Origin of the sequence: Nonomuraea sp. NPDC000554, assembly GCF_040300065.1 — a bacterium.
Lineage (GTDB): Bacteria > Actinomycetota > Actinomycetes > Streptosporangiales > Streptosporangiaceae > Nonomuraea.
Map to the genome: position 1 here is coordinate 46161 of NZ_JBEPDC010000024.1, position 19200 is coordinate 65360.

22 protein-coding genes are annotated in these 19200 nt (G+C 71.1%); 13 read left to right on the forward strand and 9 right to left on the reverse strand.

What is annotated here, in order from left to right:
• Positions 1-44: 44 nt before the first annotated feature.
• Entirely contained in the window at positions 45-524 is a 480-nt protein-coding gene (locus ABT294_RS36130; RefSeq protein WP_350810827.1) for a MarR family winged helix-turn-helix transcriptional regulator, read from the reverse strand.
• A 37-nt stretch (positions 525-561) separates the two neighbouring features.
• Here ABT294_RS36130 and pip point away from each other — a divergent pair, with 37 nt between their 5' ends.
• A complete protein-coding gene (gene pip, locus ABT294_RS36135; protein WP_350810828.1) occupies positions 562-1521 on the forward strand; it encodes a prolyl aminopeptidase in 960 nt (319 codons plus the stop codon).
• A gap of 37 nt (positions 1522-1558) precedes the next feature.
• On the opposite strand, the gene ABT294_RS36140 is transcribed toward pip, so the two are convergent.
• A complete protein-coding gene (locus ABT294_RS36140) occupies positions 1559-1891 on the reverse strand; it encodes a winged helix-turn-helix transcriptional regulator (protein WP_350810829.1) in 333 nt (110 codons plus the stop codon).
• 102 nt (positions 1892-1993) lie between these two features.
• On the opposite strand from ABT294_RS36140, the gene ABT294_RS36145 reads away from it, so the two are divergent.
• Entirely contained in the window at positions 1994-2572 is a 579-nt protein-coding gene (locus tag ABT294_RS36145) for an NADPH-dependent FMN reductase (protein WP_350810830.1), read from the forward strand.
• A 33-nt stretch (positions 2573-2605) separates the two neighbouring features.
• Here ABT294_RS36145 and ABT294_RS36150 read toward each other — a convergent pair whose 3' ends face one another.
• Complete coding sequence (locus ABT294_RS36150; protein ID WP_350810831.1) at positions 2606-2845, reverse strand: hypothetical protein; 240 nt, start codon at positions 2843-2845, stop codon at positions 2606-2608.
• A gap of 383 nt (positions 2846-3228) precedes the next feature.
• Here ABT294_RS36150 and ABT294_RS36155 point away from each other — a divergent pair, with 383 nt between their 5' ends.
• A complete protein-coding gene (locus ABT294_RS36155; RefSeq protein ID WP_350810974.1) occupies positions 3229-3861 on the forward strand; it encodes a dienelactone hydrolase family protein in 633 nt (210 codons plus the stop codon).
• Here ABT294_RS36155 and ABT294_RS36160 read toward each other — a convergent pair.
• Positions 3858-4367, reverse strand: coding sequence for a VOC family protein (locus tag ABT294_RS36160; protein ID WP_350810832.1), 510 nt, complete (start codon positions 4365-4367; stop codon positions 3858-3860). The two genes, ABT294_RS36155 and ABT294_RS36160, sit on opposite strands and share 4 nt — an antisense overlap.
• A 61-nt stretch (positions 4368-4428) precedes the next feature.
• Here ABT294_RS36160 and ABT294_RS36165 point away from each other — a divergent pair, with 61 nt between their 5' ends.
• The 6 genes from ABT294_RS36165 (at position 4429) to ABT294_RS36190 (ending at position 10249) form a co-directional block, all read left to right on the forward strand.
• A complete protein-coding gene (locus tag ABT294_RS36165) occupies positions 4429-4878 on the forward strand; it encodes a MarR family winged helix-turn-helix transcriptional regulator (protein ID WP_350810833.1) in 450 nt (149 codons plus the stop codon).
• A gap of 60 nt (positions 4879-4938) precedes the next feature.
• On the forward strand, positions 4939-5127 hold the full coding sequence (locus ABT294_RS36170) for a hypothetical protein (protein ID WP_350810834.1): 189 nt from the start codon (positions 4939-4941) through the stop codon (positions 5125-5127).
• Positions 5128-5158: 31 nt separating this feature from the next.
• Positions 5159-6610 (forward strand): xylulokinase, encoded by a 1452-nt coding sequence (locus ABT294_RS36175; RefSeq protein ID WP_502912194.1) that lies wholly within the window; start codon positions 5159-5161, stop codon positions 6608-6610.
• Between the two features lie 365 nt (positions 6611-6975).
• Positions 6976-7632 carry a DUF998 domain-containing protein gene (locus tag ABT294_RS36180; RefSeq protein ID WP_350810835.1) on the forward strand — a complete coding sequence of 219 codons (657 nt, stop codon included), beginning with the start codon at positions 6976-6978 and terminating at the stop codon, positions 7630-7632.
• 62 nt (positions 7633-7694) lie between these two features.
• The gene (locus ABT294_RS36185; protein WP_350810836.1) at positions 7695-9875 is read left to right on the forward strand and encodes a sensor histidine kinase; all 2181 of its coding nucleotides are present in this window, start codon (positions 7695-7697) and stop codon (positions 9873-9875) included.
• Positions 9875-10249 carry a DUF742 domain-containing protein gene (locus tag ABT294_RS36190; protein ID WP_350810837.1) on the forward strand — a complete coding sequence of 125 codons (375 nt, stop codon included), beginning with the start codon at positions 9875-9877 and terminating at the stop codon, positions 10247-10249. The genes ABT294_RS36185 and ABT294_RS36190 overlap by 1 nt, the downstream gene beginning before the upstream one ends.
• Here the strand turns inward: ABT294_RS36190 and ABT294_RS36195 are convergent.
• Genes ABT294_RS36195 through ABT294_RS36210 form a run of 4 tightly spaced genes read right to left on the reverse strand, consistent with a single transcriptional unit; the run spans position 10246 to position 13643 of the window.
• Positions 10246-10818, reverse strand: coding sequence for a GTP-binding protein (locus tag ABT294_RS36195; RefSeq protein ID WP_350810838.1), 573 nt, complete (start codon positions 10816-10818; stop codon positions 10246-10248). The genes ABT294_RS36190 and ABT294_RS36195 overlap by 4 nt on opposite strands.
• Positions 10799-11161, reverse strand: a complete 363-nt coding sequence (locus ABT294_RS36200; protein WP_350810839.1) for a DUF742 domain-containing protein — start codon at positions 11159-11161, stop codon at positions 10799-10801. Before ABT294_RS36200 ends, ABT294_RS36195 begins: the two co-directional genes overlap by 20 nt.
• Positions 11158-11559 carry a roadblock/LC7 domain-containing protein gene (locus tag ABT294_RS36205; RefSeq protein ID WP_350810840.1) on the reverse strand — a complete coding sequence of 134 codons (402 nt, stop codon included), beginning with the start codon at positions 11557-11559 and terminating at the stop codon, positions 11158-11160. The genes ABT294_RS36200 and ABT294_RS36205 overlap by 4 nt, the downstream gene beginning before the upstream one ends.
• Positions 11556-13643: a sensor histidine kinase gene (locus ABT294_RS36210; RefSeq protein ID WP_350810841.1), complete on the reverse strand. Its 2088-nt coding sequence runs from the start codon at positions 13641-13643 to the stop codon at positions 11556-11558. Before ABT294_RS36210 ends, ABT294_RS36205 begins: the two co-directional genes overlap by 4 nt.
• A 153-nt stretch (positions 13644-13796) precedes the next feature.
• Here ABT294_RS36210 and ABT294_RS36215 point away from each other — a divergent pair, with 153 nt between their 5' ends.
• On the forward strand, positions 13797-14582 hold the full coding sequence (locus ABT294_RS36215; protein WP_350810842.1) for an SDR family NAD(P)-dependent oxidoreductase: 786 nt from the start codon (positions 13797-13799) through the stop codon (positions 14580-14582).
• Positions 14583-14653: 71 nt separating this feature from the next.
• Here the strand turns inward: ABT294_RS36215 and ABT294_RS36220 are convergent, their stop codons facing one another.
• The gene (locus ABT294_RS36220; protein ID WP_350810843.1) at positions 14654-16606 is read right to left on the reverse strand and encodes an FAD-dependent oxidoreductase; all 1953 of its coding nucleotides are present in this window, start codon (positions 16604-16606) and stop codon (positions 14654-14656) included.
• A 131-nt stretch (positions 16607-16737) separates the two neighbouring features.
• Between ABT294_RS36220 and ABT294_RS36225 the strand changes: the two genes are divergently transcribed.
• From ABT294_RS36225 to ABT294_RS36235, 3 genes are all read left to right on the forward strand, one after another.
• The gene (locus ABT294_RS36225; RefSeq protein ID WP_350810844.1) at positions 16738-16938 is read left to right on the forward strand and encodes an NfeD C-terminal domain-containing protein; all 201 of its coding nucleotides are present in this window, start codon (positions 16738-16740) and stop codon (positions 16936-16938) included.
• 12 nt (positions 16939-16950) lie between these two features.
• The gene (locus tag ABT294_RS36230) at positions 16951-18435 is read left to right on the forward strand and encodes an SPFH domain-containing protein (protein WP_350810845.1); all 1485 of its coding nucleotides are present in this window, start codon (positions 16951-16953) and stop codon (positions 18433-18435) included.
• A 156-nt stretch (positions 18436-18591) separates the two neighbouring features.
• Positions 18592-19182: a hypothetical protein gene (locus ABT294_RS36235; protein WP_350810846.1), complete on the forward strand. Its 591-nt coding sequence runs from the start codon at positions 18592-18594 to the stop codon at positions 19180-19182.
• Positions 19183-19200: the final 18 nt, after the last annotated feature.

The window sequence follows — 19200 nt, forward strand, 5'->3', positions numbered from 1 at the left end:
GTTCGGCAGATATCGGGCGACTCCCGGCGGCAGATGAGCGCGGTTTACCTAGGGCGACGTTCGTCCGGTATGGCGGCCTCGACGCGGTCGCGGAACCCCTGACGCTCCAGCGCCTCGACGGCGGCCCGGAGCACCTCTTCCAGCGACATCGGCAGCTCGGCGTCGAGCGCCTGGACGGCCCGCTCGGCCGCCTCCCACTCCGCCTCGATGGCGGGCAGGGCCGTGCGGGCCTTGTCGGTCAGGTGGACGATGCGCCGGCGGGCGTCCGCGCCCTTCGACAGGGTGACGAACCCGGCGCGCCGCATCTGTTCGACGGTCTGGCTGGCCGCGGAGTGCGTCACGCCGACCGCGGACGCCAGGTCGCGGATGGCCAGCGGCCCCTCGGTCAGCAGCGCCCGCACCACGGGGGAGAACCGGGGCCGGTACTCGGGCAGCCCCCAGTCGGCGTAGATCCCGGTGATGGCGCCGTCCATGAGCTCGTGGACGTGCCGCAGCAAGGTTCCCAGTCCCGCATATCCAGGCATAGGGTGAAATATAACAGTGCTGTTAGATTGACGGGAGATGCGCATGTACCCAGTGGGCGAGCCGTACGACCAGGGCGTTCTGGACGTGGGTGACGGCAACCGCGTGTACTGGGAGGTGAGCGGCAACCCGCGCGGCAAACCGGCCGTCGTGGTGCACGGCGGGCCGGGCTCGGGCGCCTCGCCCGGTGCGCGGAGGTTCTTCGATCGGGACGCCTACCGGATCGTCCAGTTCGACCAGCGCGGATGCGGCCGGAGCACCCCGCACGCCGCGGACCCGGCCACGGACCTCGGCGTCAACACCACCCACCACCTGGTCGCGGACATGGAGCTGCTCCGCGAGCACCTCGGCGTCGAACGCTGGCAGCTCTTCGGCGGCTCCTGGGGGACGACGCTGGGCCTGGCCTACGCCGTCCGGCACCCGGAGCGCGTCTCAGAAGTGATCATGAGCGGGATCGCGACGACGACCAGGCGCGAGGTTGACTGGATCACCCGCGGCGTGGGCCGGATATTTCCGGAAGAGTGGGCGCGGTTCCGCGACGGCGTCCCGGAGGCCGACCGTGACGGCAGCCTCGTCGCGGCCTACAGCAGGCTCCTGGAAGGCCCCGGCCCGGACGTCCGTGAGCAGGCCGCCCGCGACTGGTGCACATGGGAGGACGCGCACGTCGCGGTGCACGCCGGCCGCCGTTCCGACCCCCGCTACGACGACCCCCGCTTCCGGCTGATGTTCGCCCGCCTCGTCACCCACTACTGGCGCCACGCCGCCTGGCTGGAGGACGGCGAGCTGCTGCGCGGCGTGGAGGGGCTGGGGGACGTCCCGGGCGTGCTGGTGCACGGCCGGATCGACGTCAGCAGCCCGCTCGAGACCGCCTGGGAACTGGCCGCCAGGTGGCCGGGCTGCGAGCTGGTGGTGGTGGAGGGGGCGGGGCACTCCGCCCGGGAGCCGGGCATGGCGGACGCCCTGCTGGCCGCCACGGACCGGTTCGCGAGCCGCCCCTGAACGAACCGACCGGCCCGCGTTCTCCGCGGACGGAAGGTCAGGAGGCCTTCTCCGCAGGGAGTGGGATCCACTTGTGCGACCAGGCGACGAGCTCCTCGAAGGTCGGGTGCAGTTCGCGCCCCATCTCGGTCAGGTGGTACTCGACCCGCACCGGCGAGCTGTCCAGCACGCGCCGCTCGATGAGCCCGGCGTTCTCCAGCTCGCGCAGCCGCCGCGCCAGCATCGTGTCGTTGACGCCGGGGATGGCCGCCTTGATCTCGGCGTAGCGATGCGCGCCCTTGAAGATCATGTGCAGCACGGCTCCCGACCACCGCGCGCCGATCAGTTCGAGGGCGGTGTGGAAGCGGACGCAGACGGAATGGACGCTCACCCGGCAAATTCTAGCCGACCACGCCCCCGGGTTGCTAAGAAATATGTAGCTACTCAATAATGTTGAGCGAGCAAGACCTTTCCGTCACCCTGAGGAGCAACCATGGACAAGCCCGTCCTCCAGGTCATCGTCGCCAGCACCCGTCCAGGCCGCGCGGGCCGGGCCATCGGCGAGTGGTTCCGCGAGCACGCCGTCGGCCAGGGCGACTTCGAGGTGGAGCTGGTCGACCTCGCCGAGGTCGGGCTGCCGTTCCTGGACGAGCCCAACCACCCGAGGCTCAAGCAGTACGTGAACGCGCACACCAAGGAGTGGAGCGCCACCATCGAGCGCGGCGACGCCTTCGTCTTCGTGACGCCCGAGTACAACCACAGCTTCACCGCCGTGCTCAAGAACGCCCTCGACTACCTGCACCACGAGTGGCAGCACAAGGCCGCCGGGTTCGTGAGCTACGGCGGCATCTCCGGCGGCACCCGCGCGGTCAACAGCCTGCGCCAGGTGACCAGCTCGCTGAAGATGATCCCGGTCGTCGAGGCGGTGAACGTCCCCTTCTACACCCAGTTCGTCGGCGACGACGGCACGTTCCAGCCCAACGAGGTCACGGTCGGGGCCGCCGACGCGCTCCTCGCCGAGCTGTCCAAGCTGACCGGCGCGCTGCGTCCCATGCGCCTGGCGGCGGCCTGAGCTACGCTGCCGGTCGTGGCGCCGGCGTACGACCTAAGGATCGTCGTCGCCGTCCACCAGGCGGGCGAGGACGCGCGTCACGGCGTCGCCCAGCGGGCGGAACGCCTGGGTGAGCGCGTTCGCAAGGGGGCCGAAGATCTCGCCCACCTCGGTGAGGAGGTCGTCGCCCTTCTTCTCCGGAGGCGCCCAGCGCATCGCGTCGGCGCTCAACGTCTCCCATTCGTCGACGACGCCGTCGATGGCGTCGAGCACGTGGTCAGGATCGCTCGGCATGACCGTTCTCCAAGCGCGGGAGTCGGATAATCCCACGGTAACCCGCATATAGCCCCTCACGGGAGCCCGGCAGGCCCCAACCGGAACGCACGCCTCCTGCTACCCTTGGCCCGTCGCTGTAAACAGACCGACCGAGGAGGTGAGACCCATTACCGCTGTATCAGCCTGGGTGCTCTCCTCGCGTGGCAGTGCGGTCTGCCCGGCGTAGGTGATCGAGGGAGCACCCGTCAGCATCGCGAAAGGCGAGGCGGATGCGCTTCATCTCGGAAACGACGTCCCATGGTGTTTCTGAACGATCGTTCGAATTGACTGTCGCCGGAGAGCTTGTTCCCGGCGTGCTCTGGTCTCCCGCCGGCGCTGCCGGGAGCCGTCCCCTGGTGTTGATGGGCCATGGTGGCTCCCAGCACAAGAAGGCCCCCGGTCTGGTGGCCCGCGCCCGGAAGTACGTGACGTCACTCGGGTTCGCCGCGGCGGCCATCGACGCGCCGAGCCAGGGCGACAGGCCGACGTCCGCGCAGGCCGCGCGGTTCGCCACCGAGATCAGGCAGCGGATCACGGAAGGCGGCAGCGTCGGCGCGCTGGTGGCCCGCGAGATGGCCCGGCGCGCGGTGCAGGCCGTCCCGGAGTGGCGGGCCACCCTGGACGCGCTCCAGACCCTGGACTTCGTGGGCGAAGGCCCGGTCGGCTACTGGGGCCTGTCGATGGGCAGCGCGATCGGGCTGCCCCTGGTCGCGGCGGAACCGAGGATCGCCGCGGCTGTCCTCGGGCTCGCCGGGCTCCTCTCGGGTGACGGCGCTCTCGCCGAAACGGCGGCCAAGGTCACCGTCCCGGTGCAGTTCGTCCTCCAGTGGGACGACGAGCTGGTGCCGCGGGAGTCGGGGCTGGCGCTGTTCGACGCTCTCGCGTCCGGGGAGAAGACCCTGCACGCCAACCCCGGCCGCCACTCGGCGGTGCCGCCGTTCGAGCTGGCCGAGGCCTTCTTCGCCCGCCATCTCGCCGAGGACGGCGCGCGCTAGGCCGGGATCGAGACGCCCACGCCGCCGCGTGTCTGGCCGCCGTACCGCTCCTTGTCGGCCGCGAGGTCGAGGGGGCGGACGGTGCTGCGCGCAGCGAGCACCTCCTCGGTGATCAGCGAGGCCGGCAGCAGCCAGGACACCTCGAACTCCAGGCCGTCGGGGTCCTGCGCGTACAGGGCCTTGGTGGTGCTGTGGTCCGACGCGCCGACGAGCGCGCCCAGCTCGCGCAGCTTGGACGCGACGCGCTCCAGCTCGTCGAGCGTGTCGACCTCCCATGCCAGGTGGTAGAGGCCGACGGTGGAACGCCCTGCGGGCGACGGGCCCGCCTGGGCGCCGATCTCGAACAGGCCGAGGTCGTGGTCGTTGCTGGAGCCCTCGGCCTGGAGGAAGGCCGCCCCCGGCATGCCCATGACGACCTCGAAGCCGAGGGCCTCGCGGTAGAAGGCGACGCTGCGTTCGACGTCGCGTACGTACAGGACCGCGTGGTTGAGCCGCTGGACCGGCATGGCGAGCTCCTCTCTGTTCGCTCTACTCCAAAGTATATGAGAGTTCAACTAAAATGAAGCCATGACCCGATGGCTGGACGACGACGAGCAGCGCGCCTGGCGGGCCTTCCTGTCGGCCACGCAGCTCGTGAACGAGGCGCTCGACCGCCAGCTGCAGCGCGACGCGGGCATGCCGCACACGTACTACATGATCCTCGTCGCGCTCTCGGAGGCGCCGGAGCGCTCGATGCGGATGAGCGAGCTGGCCTCCAGGGCGCAGAGCTCGCAGAGCAGGCTCTCGCACGCGGTCGCCCGCCTGGAGGAGCGCGGCTGGGTGCGCCGGGCGCGCTGCTCCGACGACCGGCGCGGCAACATCGCCGTCCTGACCGAGGACGGCTTCGCCGCGCTCGCCGCCGCCGCTCCCGGGCACGTGGAGGAGGTGCGGCGGAGCCTGTTCGACGTGCTCACACCCGAGCAGGTGCGCTCTCTGGACGAGATCTGCACGGCCGTGCGGAACACGCTGGAGCGTTAGCGCGAAAACTGTCGGCGACACGTCGTAGCGTTCTCCCGGTAATCGAACGAGGAGACACGGATGCGCGACACTGAAGAGGCCCTGTTCATGACGGTTCACGGGATCGCCGGCCGGATGGCGGGCCAGCCCGTGCCCGTGGTCATGGACGCGTTGCTGCGCCAGCTGCCCAAGGCGCCCGGCCTCGAGGTGTCCGAGATCCGCAAGATCGCCGAGGAGATCAGCGTGGGGCGCGATCCCTCGGGCTTGTGAAGGTCCGACGGCTCGGGGGAGCATCGGGGCTATGCGCGATGACATGCCCGGGTTAGGGGCCCTGGTCGCCGGTGTCGACTCGTCCACGCAGAGCTGCAAGGTCGTCATCCGCGACGCCGTCACCGGGAAGCTGGTACGCCAGGGGCGGGCGGCGCATCCCGGCGGCACAGAGGTCCATCCGTCGCACTGGTGGCAGGCGCTGATCGAGGCCCTGACGCAGGCCGGAGGGCTCGACGGCGTCGCCGCGATCAGCGTGGCGGGCCAGCAGCACGGGATGGTGTGCCTCGACGAGTCCGGAAACGTCGTGCGCGACGCGTTGCTGTGGAACGACACGCGCTCGGCCCAGGCCGCCGCCGACCTCGTGGCCGCACTGGGCGGGCCGCAGTCGTGGGCCGACGCGGTGGGGTCCGTCCCCGTCGCGTCGTTCACGGTGTCCAAGCTGCGCTGGCTGGCTGAGCACGAACCCGAGTCGGCCCGCCGCACGGCCGCCGTCTGCCTGCCGCACGACTGGCTCACCTGGCGGCTCGCCGGAGCCCTCGCCCTGGGGCCCTTCGACCCGGCCGCCTGGCGTGACGCCCCGCCGCCCGCCCTCGACCGCCTCACCACCGACCGGGGCGACGCCTCCGGCACCGGCTACTGGTCGCCCTTCACCAGCGCCTACCGCACCGACCTCCTGGAGGCCGCCTTCGGCGCGGTCCCGCTGCTGCCCAGGGTGCTGGGTCCGGTCGACGAGGTGGCCGCTCCGGCGGGCGTCCGGATCGCGCCGGGCACCGGCGACAACATGGCCGCCGCGCTGGGCGTGGGCGCGCGGCCCGGCGACGTGGCGGTGTCGATCGGGACGTCCGGCACCGTGTTCGCGGTGGCCGAGCGGCCGAGCGCCGACCCGAGCGGCGCCGTCGCCGGGTTCGCCGACGCCACCGGCCGGTTCCTGCCGCTGGTGTGCACGCTCAACGCGGCCAGGGTGCTCGACGCCGCCGCGGCTCTCACCGGCACCGACCTCGACCGGCTCGGGGAACTGGCCCTCCAGGCGCCGCCGGGGGCCGACGGGCTGACGCTCGTCCCGTACCTCGAAGGGGAGCGCACGCCCAACCTGCCCGACGCCACCGGCTCCCTGCACGGCCTGCGCCTGGCCACCGCCACCCCGGCCCACCTGGCGCGGGCCGCGGTCGAGGGCATGCTGTGCGGGCTGGCCGACGCGCTCGACGCGCTGGGCCTTCCGCCGGAGCGGGTGCTGCTCATCGGCGGCGGGGCCCGTTCCGTCGCCGTCCGCCGTATCGCGCCCACCGTGTTCGGGCGTCCGGTGACGGTCCCGCCGACGGGCGAGTACGTCGCGGACGGCGCCGCCCGCCAGGCCGCCTGGCTCCTCACCGGAGCCGAGGAGCCGCCGGCGTGGACGTTGGAGGACCCGGAGACCTACGAGGCGCCCCCGGCCCCGGAAATCCGCCACCGCTACGCCCAGGCCACCCACCCCAGCGAGGCGTGACGCCGCCGCCGTAGCGCCAGGGGGAGGCCCCGCCGAGGGAGCGCCCATCGGGGTGCAGCGCCCGTCATGCCGCATCACCGGCGGGTTTGGCGTGCCGTACCACCGTCGCTGGTGCGTCAGGGCTCCGTGCGGCCACGCCGTTCTCAGGGGCGCCGGATTCGCGCAACCGGGCCAGCCGCGCCGGCCCCCTCCTCCTGGAGGGCGGCAGGGCTCCCCTGAGATGACGGGGAAGTGGGGCTTGGCGGGGTGGCTTCGGGCGTCCAGGGGTTGGTGATCGGGGGCGAGAGGGAGTCGGGGGTGGGTCAGGGTCGGGTCAGGGGTGAGGCCTGATGTGAGGGGGTGCGGCGGCGCGGGAGGGTGTGGGCATGGCCGCAGTCAAGAGGTTCTACCCGCTGATCGCGTGCGTGTCGATCGTCTTCTCGGTCGTCGCGATCGTGGTCGGGCAGTTCGTCCCCGACCCCTACCTCGACCCGATGAACGTGACCATCAGCGAGTACGCCGTGTCCGACCGCGGGGGCGTCACGGAGGTCGCGATGGCGGTTCTGGGCGTGGGGTCGCTGGCGCTGCTCGGGGGGCTGCGCGCGGCGGGGGCGCCTGTTCGGGGGCTGCCGGAGAGGTTGCTGATGGTGTGGTCGGGGGCGCTGGTCGTCGCCGCGGTGGTCCCGACCACGCCCATCGGCGCGGACCTGACGCTGACGGCGCAGATCCACCGTTACGTCAGCGTGGCGGCGTTCGTCAGCCTCCCGGCGGCGGCCACGCTGCTGGTGCCGCGCCTCGCCGCGGACGCGGCCTGGAAGCCGGTGGCCCGGGTGATGGAGTGGACGGCTCTGGCCTGTGGGTTCGGGCTGCTGGCGATCACCTATGTGGCGCTGCCCGGAGAGCGGGTGCTGATCGGTCTGGTGGAGCGGTTGCTGCTGGGCGCGGAGGTCGCGGTGCTGGCCGTGCTGGCGGCCTGGCTGGTGCGCCTCACCTGGACCAAAGCTGTCAATTTCCCGACATATCACAGATTTATCGCTAGTTGATCTTAATCACACCCGTTTCGATGCTATTCTCTCCCGCGATCTTCTATCCGGGAGCGGGTGTCATGGCATCGGGCAGATCTATCAGATTCAAGATCTCGACGCTGCTCGTCGTCCCACTGATCTCTTTGATCGCGCTCTGGGGCTTCGCCGCCAGCAGCACCTTCGGCGACGCGTTGAACCTGCTCAAGGCGGACACGCTCTGGACCGGCGTCATCAACAACACCGACGGCCTGGTCTCCCGGCTCCAGGAGGAGCGGCTGGCGTCCGCCGAGCGGCTCGCCGGAACCGCCACCGATCCCGCGGAGCTGACCGCCGCCCGCGGCAAGACCGACAAGATCAACCAGAAGCTTCGCGACGAGGCGCAGTCGGGCAGCGTCCAGTCGGCACTGACCTTCGAGATGAGCACCAGGCTCAAGGAGGCGTTCGCCGCGATCGACCGGCTGCCCGACATCAGGCGAAAGGTGGACGCCGGCCAGCTGACCCCCTCGCGGCTGCTGGGCGAGTACGACGCCATCTCCGACTCCATCCACGTGCTCTACTCCACCTTCACCGCGAGCACCGACGTCGAGCTGGCCAGGCAGTCGCAGGGCCTGATCGCCGCCGACCAGGTGCGTGAGCTGCTGACCAGAGAGCACGCGCTGATCGTCGCCGCCAACGGCAAGCCGACCATGGCGGACATGCACCTGCTGGCCAGGATCGACGGCACCAGGACGTACCTGTTCCCGAAGGCCATGGCCAACATGGACGCCGAGCTGCGGGCCCCGTTCGACAAGCTCGCCACCTCGTCCCGGTACGCGACCATGGAACGGGCCCTGGACTCGTACCTCATGGGCAAGCCGGTCGACATGCAGATGTGGCGCGGCCTGGCCGACCCGGTGCTGAAGGAGTACACGCAGGGCGTCTGGCACGCCGGCGACAGGCTGCTCGCCCGGCTGCAGCCGGCGGGCATGTCCATCCTCATCCGGGCCGGTGTGGCGGGCGCGCTGGGGCTCATCGCGGTCGTGTTCTCCATCGTCATCTCGATCCGGGTGGGCCGGCGGATCACCCGTGAGCTGGCCTCGCTCCGCCTCTCCGCGCTCGACCTGGCGGAGGTCAGGCTGCCCGACGTGGTGGCGAAGCTCCGCAAGGGCGACAAGGTGGACATGGCCACCGAGGTGCTGCCCATCAAGGTGGGCGACCAGGCCACGAGCGAGGTCGCCGACCTCGCCGCCGCGTTCGACAGCGTCCAGCACACCGCCGTGGACGCCGCCGTCGGGCAGGCGAAGCTGCGCGAGGGCGTGTCGGAGGCGCTGCGCAACCTCGCCAGGCGCAGCCAGTCGCTGCTGCAACGCCAGCTCAAGATGCTGGACGACATGCAACGCCAGACCGAGGAGCCCGAGGCCCTGGAGCGGCTGTTCAAGCTCGACCACCTGACCACCCGCATGCGCCGCCACGCCGAGGGCCTGGTGCTGCTGTCGGGCGGCTCGGCCGGCCGCAGGTGGCGCGGCGTCATCCCGGTCGAGGACGTGCTGAACGGCGCCGCCGCCCAGGTCGAGGAGTACACCCGGGTCCGCGTCTACCCGATGCCGGAGTCGGGCGTGTCGGGCGAGGCCGTGGCCGACCTCATGCACCTGTTCGCGGAGCTGATCGAGAACGCCACGTCGTTCTCCTCGCCCGGCAACGAGGTGTCGGTGCGCGGCGAGCTGGTCGGCAGGGGCTTCGCGGTGGAGATCGAGGACCGCGGGCTGGGCATCAGCCCCGGGGAGCGGCAGGCGATCAACGAGCGGCTGGCGAACCCGCGCGAGTTCGACCCGGCGCAGACCGAGCGGCTGGGCTTCGCGGTGGTCGGCATGCTGGCGGCCAAGCACGGGGTGGCGGTGACGCTCAAACCGTCACCGTACGGGGGGACGACCGCGATCGTGCTGGTGCCCTCGGCGCTCGTCCAGCCGCTGCCGACGCCGCCGATGGACCTGCCGGAGTTCGAGTCGGTGTCGGTGTCGGTGGTCAGCACCGACACGGGGCCGGGAGAGCTCCCGCGCCGCGTCCGCACAGCCAAGCGGGGAGCCGCCGCGCTCTCGCAGGACTCGGGTCTGCCTCGCCGCGTCCGGCAGACCAACCTGCCGGAGCAGCTCAAGCAGGTGCCCCCCACCGAGCCGCCTGCGGAGGAACGCTCGCCTGAGCAGACCAGGGCGCTGCTCGCCTCGCTCCAGTCGGGCTGGCAGCGCGGGCGGCAGGACAGCGACCAGGATGGGGGAAGCCGATAGTGAGCCGCGAGCAGGAATGGGTGGACGAGGAGGCGGGGCCCGTCGTGCGGCCGTACGCGGTGGCACGCGGGCGGACGAGATCGTCGTCGCCCTCGATCGACCTGCTGGCGACGGTCGCCCCGACGGGGCTGCCCGTGCCCGGCAAGGCCGAGCTGAGCGTCCAGCACCGGCGGCTGCTGACCTACGTGGCCGGCCGGAGCAGGGCGGTGGCCGAGGTCGCCGCGGAGCTGAACCTGCCTGTGGGGGTGGTCAGGGTGCTCCTCGGCGACCTTCTCGACTACGGCCTGGTGCAGGTGCGCATGCCCGTGGGCAAGGGCGCGTCTCCGACGGAGAGCCTGCTCAGAGAGGTGATCAACGGGCTCAGGGCGCTCTAGCCGGCCGCGGTCAGCGTCCGCAGCGAGTGCTCGACCAGGGTGATCATGACTTCCTTGGCCGAGGAGCGCCGGCGCACGTCGCACAGCAGGATGGGGACGTCGTCGTCCAGGTCGAGGGCGATCCTGACGTCGTCCACGCCGTGCCGGTCGGCGCCGTCGAAGCAGTTGACGGCCACCACGAAGGGCGTGCCGCGCTGCTCGAAGTAGTCGATCGAGGGGAAGCAGTCGGTGAGCCGCCGGGTGTCGGCGATCACGACCGCGCCGAGCGCACCGTACGACAGCTCGTCCCACATGAACCAGAACCGCTCCTGTCCGGGGGTGCCGAACAGGTACACGACCAGGCCGTCGCGGATCGTGATGCGGCCGAAGTCCATCGCCACGGTCGTGGTGGTCTTGCTCTCGACGCCGTCGAGGTCGTCGACGCCGATGCCGCGGTCGGAGAGCACCTCCTCGGTGCGCAGCGGTTTGATCTCGCTGATCGCCCCGACGAGGGTGGTCTTGCCCACCCCGAAGCCCCCGGCGATGAGAATCTTCAGCGCGACCGGGTCCTCAGAGAGCACGGAGTCCATTGATCACTTCCTTGAGAGTGCGCTCACTCGTACGGGGCCCCTTCGCGAAGGGGGACGTGACCGAGATGAGGCCGTTGTCACGCAGGTCGCCCAGCAGCACCCGGACGACGCCGACGGGCAGGTCGAGTTCGACGGCCACGTCGGCCACCGAGATCGGGGCACGCGCCGCCCGCAGGATGTGCCGTTGTTCCGGACCGAGGTCCGACGGCGGTTCGCCCACGGTCCGGACGGTCGCGATGAGGTCGAGGGTCTCCCCAGACGGCCTCGTGCGACCGCGGATGAGGGCGTAGGGCCTGACGAACGGCCCCGCGTCCTCGTCCAGCCACTGGGGGGCGTCGCTCATGACGTCCGCGGGTTGGTCGTGATGTGCTGACCGACACGCTTGACCAGCATCGCCATCTCGTAGGCGATGTGGCCGACGTCCACGTTGGCGTCGGCGATCACGGCCAGGCAGGTGCCCTGCCCGGCCGCCGTCACGAACAGGAACGCCGTCTCCATCTCCACGATGGTCTGCCGGACGTCGCCGCCGCCGAAGTGCCGTCCGGTGCCCCGGGCCAAGCTCTGGAACCCGGCGGCGACGGCCGACAGGTGCTCGGCGTCCTCGCGGGTCAGCCCTTTGGAGCGTCCGACCGCCAGGCCGTCGGTCGACAGGATCACGGCCTGCCGTACCGAGGCGACCCTGTTCGTCAGGTCGTCGAGCAGCCAGTTCAGCTCGCCAGTGTTGGTCGTCGGCACACTCATGCCTCCCCCTCCTCATTGCCTAGTTCTCGGGCGCGTTGGGTTCCCCGCTGGAACGCGGAGAACAGGTCGCGTACCTCGTCGGGAGAGCGTTCTGTCTTCCCATCCTGCTCAGGTGGGTCCGCCCTGAGCGCGGGCGCCAGGTTCGCCTGCCGTACGCGTCGAGGAAGGCCGGCGTGGGTGCCGTCGCTCACCACGGCGAGCGCCTTCTTCTTGGTACGGCTGGGCAGCGCGGGCGCCTGGTCGCCGGACGGCAGCGCCGTCTGCTCGGCGATCAGCGTGCGTGGCACGAGCACGATGGCCGTGCTCCCGCCGAAGGGGGAGCGGCGCAGCATCACGTCGACGCCGTGCCGCTCCGCCAGCCTGGCCACCACGAACAGGCCGAGCCTGTCGCTGTCGGCCAGGTCGAACTCGGGCGGCGAGGACAGCAGCTTGTTGAAGGCCGCATACTCGTCCGTGGACAGGCCCAGACCCCTGTCATCCACCTCGATGGCGTAGCCGTTGCTCACGATGTCGCCGCGGATCCGCACGCCGGTGTCGGGCGGCGAGTAGATGGTGGCGTTCTCGACCAGTTCGGCCACGAGGTGCGTCAGGTCGGCGGCGGCGGTGCCGTCGAACGCGGTCTCGGGCATGGTCTCGACGGTGACCCTGGTGTAGTCCTCGACCTCCGCGACGGCGGCCCTGACGATGTCGATGACGGGCACCGGCTTGCGCCACACCCTGCCCGGCGCGGAGCCCGACAGGATGATCAGGCTCTCGGCGTGCCGCCGCATGCGGGTGGTCAGATGGTCAAGGCGGAAGAGCTCCTCCAGCCTGTCGGGGTCGTGGGTGCGGCGCTGCATGCCGTCGAGGAGGGCGAGCTGGCGGTGCAGCAGGCCCTGCTTGCGCCTGGCGAGGTTGAGGAAGACCTGGCCGACGCCGCGCCGCATGGCGGCCTGCCCGACGGCCGCCTGGACGGCCGTGCGCTGGACGGAGCCGAAGGCCCTGGCGACGTCGACGATCTCGGCGGAACCGCTGACCTTCATCGGCCTCGCCTCCTTCTTGACGTTCACCTCCTCGCCCGCGCGCAGCCGCTCGACGACGCCCGGCAGCCGGGTCTCGGCCAGTTCCAGCGCCGAGGCCCGCAGCCCGGCCAGCTCGCCGGCGAGGCGGCGGCCGAAGCGCACCGAAATGATGATGGAGGCGAGCACCGCGATCAACCCGAGGCCGCCCGCCACCCCGATCCGCACCAGGATCGACGTGGCGGCTCCGATCGAGCGGTCCGCCAGCGCCTCCGAGGAGGAGAAACCGATCTTGTCGAGCTGGCTGGAGACCTTGGCGAGAGCGCCGTTCCACGCCGTGTCGGGCGGCGGTGAGCCGGTCTCGACGATCTGCGTCTCCATCGCGGTGAGGCTCTGGAACGGCTCGCTCTTGAAGATGCCCTCGTACGGCTGCCGCAGCGTGACGTCGAGCTCGGCCATGCCGCGTGTGTACAGGAACTTGCGGCTGGCGACGTACTCGGTGAAGGCGCCGACCTCGGGCTCGGTCAGCCGGTGGTCGATGAGCGCACCGCTGATCAGCGCGTGCTCCCTGGCGATGATCTCGCGGGCGTTGCCCATGGCCTGCATCGCCGCGGCCTGCTGGGAGATCGACAGGTCGGGCACGGAGACAAGCTGGTCGTAGACCCGGAAGAGCAGGTCGAGCACGCGGTTGTACGCGTTCAGGCTGGCGAGGCGGGAGTTGATGCCGCCGTCGATGGACGCGCGGACGGAGTCGAGCCGGCCCAGCTCGGCTGTCAAGGTGCCAAGGGGGCCGCGCACCCCGCCGGAGACGGCGCCGCCGGCCTCCTCGACGGACTTCTCGAAGGTCGTGATGGCCTTGTCGGTGCGGGCGCGCTGCGCGCTCAGATCTTCGGTGAGTTCACGGTTGGTGACGGCCACGGCGGTGCGCGACCGCTCGGCCTGGAGCTGAAGCCCCAGCTCTGTGGAGGAGACGCCGATCGTCTGGTACAGCGTGTTGGCTCTCAGGAGGGCCTGACCGTCGCCCACGGTGAGATTGAGCACGAAGCCCCAGAGCACGCTGAGAGACAGGAGGGGTAGCAGCAGCAATAAGAAGATCTTGAACCGAATTGACCGGTTTTGCGAGCCCATGTCCCAACCTCGAAGTCGAGGGGCATTTCCACAGCTTGTGTAAATCCACCTCCGGAAGATCGCACAGGAGACTAGCACCGATTAAGGTTCCGGCGCAGTGGGAGGAACGTGATGATTAGCGTGATTACTGGGGCAAGTGCCGGGATCGGTGCTGCCGCCGCTGCCGGGCTTTCCCGTCTGGGCCACAAGGTGGTCCTGGTGGGCAGGGACGAGACACGGCTCAAGGCCGTCGCCAACGGGCTGACCGGGCCCGAACCCGACGTCCTGACCTGCGATTACACCTCGCTTGACGAGGTGAGAAAGCTGGCGTCCCAGCTTCGCGGGCGATACGGGCGGATCGCCGTGCTCGCGAACAACGCCGGTGTGATGAGCACCAGCAGGCGGACGACCAGAGACGGACACGAGCTGATGGTTCAGGTCAACCACCTCGCTCCATTCCTGTTGACCCATTTGTTGACGGACTGTGTGGACAGAGTCGTGACCACGACGTCCCGGGCGGGCAGGACCGGAAAGCTCGACCCGGGCGACCTGTCGCGCGAGCGGCGCCGGTGGAACGGCTGGCTCCAGTACGGCGACACCAAGCAGGCGAACGCCCTCTTCACGGTCGCGCTGGCCGGGCGCGGGGTTGCGGCCACCTGCTTCCACCCCGGGGTGATCCGCACCGGGTTCGCGGGCGAGACCCTGCTGATGCGGCTGTTCCTGGCGCTGCCCGGGTACGCCAAGCCGCCCGAGCACGGCGCCCGCACGCTGGTGCACCTCGCCACGCATCCGGACGGCCTGGAGCGTTCCGGGCGCTACTTCGCCGAGGGGAGGGAGGAGCGGGCCTCGTCCGGGATGTCGGACGCCGCGCTGGCCGAACGGCTCTGGGAGGCCAGCCGCAGCGCGGTGGGCGGCTGACGCCTCAGCCGGAGCCGCCTGCCCGCCGGGATCGCGGCCCTCAGCGGACCCCGACAGGTCGGCGTCGGCCCTCAGGCGGACGCTGACAGGTCGTCGACGGCGCGGTGGGCGGCCGTGATGGCGGCGTCGGCGTACGCGGCGGGAACCGAGTCGGAGTTGGCGACGGCGATCCTGCCGAAACGCCGGCGGGCGGTCTCGGCCGGGAACGGCCCGTCGGGGTAGAACCGGTTCCACGGCCTGCAGTACTCGGGCGCGTACCCGTGTCCCCAGCGGTTGACCGTGATCGCCTCGATGTCCCTGCCCGGGTCGAAGCCGTCCGACCCGAGCAGCCGGGCGAGCTGGTCGCGGATGGTGTACTCCATGTGGCTGTAGGGCGTCCCGAGCAGCGCCCGCCGCCCGGCGACGGCTCCCTCGGCAGGGCCGAGCTCCGACCGGCAGGGCGCGGCGACCAGGTGCGCGAGGACCGGCCGGCCCGGCTCCCGCGGGCAGGCGTAGCCGGGCACGCTGACCGGGTGGTCCAGCTCCGTCACGCACCAGTACGCGCCCGTCCAGCGGGCCCTGTGGACGCCCGCCCGCTGCCAGGCCCGCCAGTCGCGCAGCTGCACCGTCGCGTACAGCAGCGGCATCTTGACCGCCCGGCTCAGCGCCTGCTTCTGCTCGGCGGGCAACTCCGGGACCAGATATGGGATGACCGCGTTCCAGCAGGCCATGATCACCGCCCCGGCGCGCACGGTCCTGACGGCGTGCCCGTCGAAGTAGCCCACGGTCGCGGTCGTGGCGGTGTCGGGACGTCCGTCGTTGCGCACCGAGACCACCGGGCTCGACAGCCGGAAGCGGACCCGGTTGCCCGGCCGGTCCAGCCTGCCGTAGTCGAATGCGGCGGTGGTGACGCCGTCCATGGTGGTGGAGCCGGCGAAGCCGGGGATCATCCGGCCCACCATCATCCGCACCAGCGCCTGGTTGCCCTCGGGGAAGTGGTGGACGTCCAGGTCACGGGCTCCCCACGCCTTCTTCAGCGACGGGGAGTTGAACCGCGACGGCCTGCCGGGGTCGAGCCCCAGGCCCTGGAAGCCGGGGTAGTCCCAGCCGGAGGCGCTGCCCCAGGCGTCGATCGCGCCGAACGCCTGGGTGCCGTAGGCCCACTCGTCGCTGGACATCGTCCGGCAGAAGCGCTCCACGTCCGGGTGCGCCCTGCAGACGTCCAGCAGGAACGCCGAGTACGTCAGCCCGACGAGCCGCTCCTCCTTCCGCTCCCGCGACAGGCCGGGGAACCAGTCGGGCGGGTTCGTGTACAGCCTCAGCAGGTCCCTCCTGGCCTGCTCCGCGATCGGGAGCCTGCCGACCCACTCCTCGGCCGTGACGCCGGGCGGGTAGCGGATCAGCCGGTCCGCGGAGAAGGTCTCCCTGTCGCACATCACGCTGTCGTGGCAGCCGTGCCGGGCGTAGAGGTCGCGGTCGAAGTAGCCGTCGAACCGCGCGAGGTCGACGCCGAGCCGTTCGAGGACGGCCTTGCCCTCCGGCGTCCACACCGAGGGCGCCTCGATCGACTGCGAGCCGCCGTAGCCGATCAGGGGGCCGCCGCGCCCCTCGGGGTGGAACTCGTTGCGCCGCGCGTGCCCGCCGATCTCGTCGTGGTTGTCCAGGATCAGGACGCGGGCTCCCGGTTCCCGCCGCAGCCACTCGAACGCCGCGCTCACCCCGCTGATGCCGCCGCCGACCACCACCAGGTCGTAGCTCTCGCCGGTCGGTTCCGGGGTGCCCGCGTACTGCCAGAAGCGCCCGTCGCGCAGCGCGTGCGGGACGCCGAGCGCGGCCGGGGTGCTGCCCTGCAGCCCGGTCAGCCCCGCGGGCGCCCCGGCGGCCTGCGGTGTCGCGGCGGACGAGGGAGCGCCGCCGGAGCCGGAGCGGCGTCCGGCGAGCAGGGCGGCGCTCGCGACCATGGCGACGCCGTCGAAGAAGTCACGGCGCGAAATGGGCCGGTCCATCCCGAGTTCGCGCGCACGACGCGCGCTGATGTCGCTCATTCGGCGATCATCATGAGCGGCGGTGAACGCGGCGCTGAGCCGCGCAGCGGTCCGGGAAACATTTTGCGTGGACTGTTACCGCGAATGCCTGTTTGGAGTACCGTCCGGAATATCACGACGGGGGGAGCTCAGTGGTCGGCAAGCAGGGCAGGGTCACCGGGAAGATCGGCCCTGGCCTCGTCGGCGAGGTCATGGTTCCGATCAGGGGCGGCGTCGAGGCCTTCTACGCCCACCCGAGCGTGCCTGACGAGGAGATCTCCGTCGGTTCGATCGTGATCGTCGTGGAGTACTTCGCGCCGCGGACGGTCTACGTGGCCAGAGCACTCGTCTAGGGAGGCCCCCCGATGTCCCCCGAGCTCTACGTCTTCGGCGGCGGCGTCCTCGTCGCGGTCGTCGTCCTGATCCTGCTGTTCAAGGCCTTCTGGCGGGTCGCGGAGCCCAACGAGGCCCTGATCATCTCGGGGCTCGCCGCGCGCAGGCGCGGCGAGGGCCTCGACAGTCTCGGCTTCAAGATCATCACAGGCAAGGGCACGGCGGTGCTCCCCGGATTCCAGACCGCCAGGCGGCTGCGCCTCGACACCAGAGCCGCCAACCTCCAGGTCTCCTGCGTCACCCAGCAGGGCATCCCGGTGCACATCAGGGGCGTGGTCATCTACAAGGTCGGCGACGACTTCGCGTCCATCGCCAACGCCGCCCGCCGCTTCCTCGACCAGCAGGACTTCATGACCGGCGCGATCCACGAGCTGTTCACCGGCCACCTGCGCTCGATCATCGGCAACCTGACCGTCGAGGACCTGATACTCAACAGGGAGCGCCTGACCAGCGAGACCAGGGCGTCGGCCGCCGACGAGATGAGCAAGCTCGGCCTGATCGTCGACTCGCTGCAGATCCAGGAGATCGACGACGAGACCGGCTACATCGTCAACCTGGGCAAGCCGCACGCCGCCAAGGTGGCCTCCGTGGCCCGCATCGCCGAGGCCCAGCGCGACCAGGAGGCCACCGAGGCCGAGCAGGCCGCCGCGGCCCGCAAGGCGGCGGCCGTCCGCGAGTCGAAGATCCAGCAGGCCGGCTACCAGGCCGAGGTGGACCAGGCCGCGGCCAAAGCCAGGCAGGCCGGGCCGCTGTCGGAGGCGACCGCGCGCCAGGAGGTGGTCGTCCAGGAGACCAGGGCCGCCGAGCTGGAGGCGCAGCTTTCCGAGCAGCGTCTGCAGTCGCAGGTCCGCAAGCCCGCCGACGCGAAGGCGTACGAGACCGTCACGCTGTCGCAGGCCGAGCGGGACGCCCGCATCGCCCAGGCGGAGGCGGAGGCCAGGGAGACCGAGCTGCGGGCCGTCGCGCAGGCGTCCCAGGTCAAGCAGGCCGCCGCCGCCGAGGCGGAGGCGGTGCGGCTGCGCGGTGAGGCGGCGGGTGCGGCCACCAAGGTCGCGGGCGAGGCCGAGGCCCAGGCGGCGAAGGCCCGCGGTCTCGCGCAGGCGGAGGCGGCCAAGGCGCTCGGGCTCGCGCAGGCCGAGGCCGAGCAGGCCAAGGGCCTGGCGGAGGCGACGGCGATCAGGGCCAGGTCGGAGGCGCTCGCCGAGAACCAGGAGGCGGTCATCGCCCAGCAGCTGGCCGAGCGCTGGCCGGAGATCGTCGAGGCGGGCGCGAAGGCGTTCGGCAACGTGGACCACATGGTCGTGCTCAACGGCGCCCAGGGCATCGAGGAGCTGCTGGCCAAGGCGCTCACACTGGGCGGCAGCGGGCTGGGGCTGGCCAGGGCGCTGCTCAACGGCGCATCCCCGAATGCCGTCGAGCCTGAAATCACTCGCAAAGCCCCTGAATCCCGCGGATAGCGCCGTTACTCGGCTCGTTACTCTCCGTTTCCTCTAGCGTTTCCCGGGGTGCCGCCAGAGGAAATGGGGGAACGCATGCTAAAGGCCCTTTCCAGGATATGTCTCAGCATGATGGTCGTTACTGGTTGTTCGTCCGGGCAGGCCGCTGAACGGCCCGTGCAGCCTTCACCGTCACCGTCCGCTGTCGACGCGGGCAGGTTGCGCGCCGCGCTGCTGCCCGTGCCGAAGGGCATGCGCGTCGCATACGGGCCGGAGATCGGCGCCTTCGGCACGCTCAAGTCCACCCGGCTCGGTCTCGAAGCCGCCCGCGAGACCAAGATCGACCGGCCGGAGTGCGCCGGCGCCGCCCAGCTCGACCCGGCCAAGCCGGAGATCGCCGACGCCCCCGCCGCGGTGGTCGCGTACTCCGCGAACAGGGGGTCGATCACCGAGGCGCTGGTGTCGCTGCCGTCGCCCGGCTTCCCCGACGCGCTGCCCGAGCAGTGCGCCAGCTACAAGGCGACCGTGAGCGGCACCAGGGTCGCCTACCGTACCTCGGAACTGGCCATGCCCAGGCGCGGCGACGAGTCGCGCGCCTACCTGACCACCGCCTCGGGCGGCGACAGCGACGCGCAGATCGGCTCCATGGTGATCAGGCGCGGCACCGTGGTCCTGAGCATGGTCGTCGTCGGACGGCGGGTGAAGCGTGACGGGCTGTACGAACTCGGCCGCCTCGCCGACCAGAAGCTGGCCCGCATCACCAGCTAGCGCCCCCGCCCTGGAGAT

Excerpts from the sequence above, each read along its gene's own strand:
- ABT294_RS36175 (WP_502912194.1), top strand. The coding sequence starts at position 5,159 with ATGCGCGATGACATGCCCGGGTTAGGGGCCCTGGTCGCCGGTGTCGAC.
- ABT294_RS36205 (WP_350810840.1), bottom strand. The coding sequence starts at position 11,559 with ATGAGTGTGCCGACGACCAACACTGGCGAGCTGAACTGGCTGCTCGAC.
- ABT294_RS36130 (WP_350810827.1), bottom strand. The coding sequence starts at position 524 with ATGCCTGGATATGCGGGACTGGGAACCTTGCTGCGGCACGTCCACGAG.
- ABT294_RS36195 (WP_350810838.1), bottom strand. The coding sequence starts at position 10,818 with ATGGACTCCGTGCTCTCTGAGGACCCGGTCGCGCTGAAGATTCTCATC.
- pip (WP_350810828.1), top strand. The coding sequence starts at position 562 with ATGCGCATGTACCCAGTGGGCGAGCCGTACGACCAGGGCGTTCTGGAC.
- ABT294_RS36180 (WP_350810835.1), top strand. The coding sequence starts at position 6,976 with ATGGCCGCAGTCAAGAGGTTCTACCCGCTGATCGCGTGCGTGTCGATC.
- ABT294_RS36150 (WP_350810831.1), bottom strand. The coding sequence starts at position 2,845 with ATGCCGAGCGATCCTGACCACGTGCTCGACGCCATCGACGGCGTCGTC.
- ABT294_RS36160 (WP_350810832.1), bottom strand. The coding sequence starts at position 4,367 with ATGCCGGTCCAGCGGCTCAACCACGCGGTCCTGTACGTACGCGACGTC.
- ABT294_RS36215 (WP_350810842.1), top strand. The coding sequence starts at position 13,797 with ATGATTAGCGTGATTACTGGGGCAAGTGCCGGGATCGGTGCTGCCGCC.
- ABT294_RS36200 (WP_350810839.1), bottom strand. The coding sequence starts at position 11,161 with ATGAGCGACGCCCCCCAGTGGCTGGACGAGGACGCGGGGCCGTTCGTC.
- ABT294_RS36170 (WP_350810834.1), top strand. The coding sequence starts at position 4,939 with ATGCGCGACACTGAAGAGGCCCTGTTCATGACGGTTCACGGGATCGCC.
- ABT294_RS36230 (WP_350810845.1), top strand. The coding sequence starts at position 16,951 with ATGTCCCCCGAGCTCTACGTCTTCGGCGGCGGCGTCCTCGTCGCGGTC.
- ABT294_RS36220 (WP_350810843.1), bottom strand. The coding sequence starts at position 16,606 with ATGAGCGACATCAGCGCGCGTCGTGCGCGCGAACTCGGGATGGACCGG.
- ABT294_RS36145 (WP_350810830.1), top strand. The coding sequence starts at position 1,994 with ATGGACAAGCCCGTCCTCCAGGTCATCGTCGCCAGCACCCGTCCAGGC.
- ABT294_RS36165 (WP_350810833.1), top strand. The coding sequence starts at position 4,429 with ATGACCCGATGGCTGGACGACGACGAGCAGCGCGCCTGGCGGGCCTTC.
- ABT294_RS36155 (WP_350810974.1), top strand. The coding sequence starts at position 3,229 with ATGGGCCATGGTGGCTCCCAGCACAAGAAGGCCCCCGGTCTGGTGGCC.
- ABT294_RS36185 (WP_350810836.1), top strand. The coding sequence starts at position 7,695 with ATGGCATCGGGCAGATCTATCAGATTCAAGATCTCGACGCTGCTCGTC.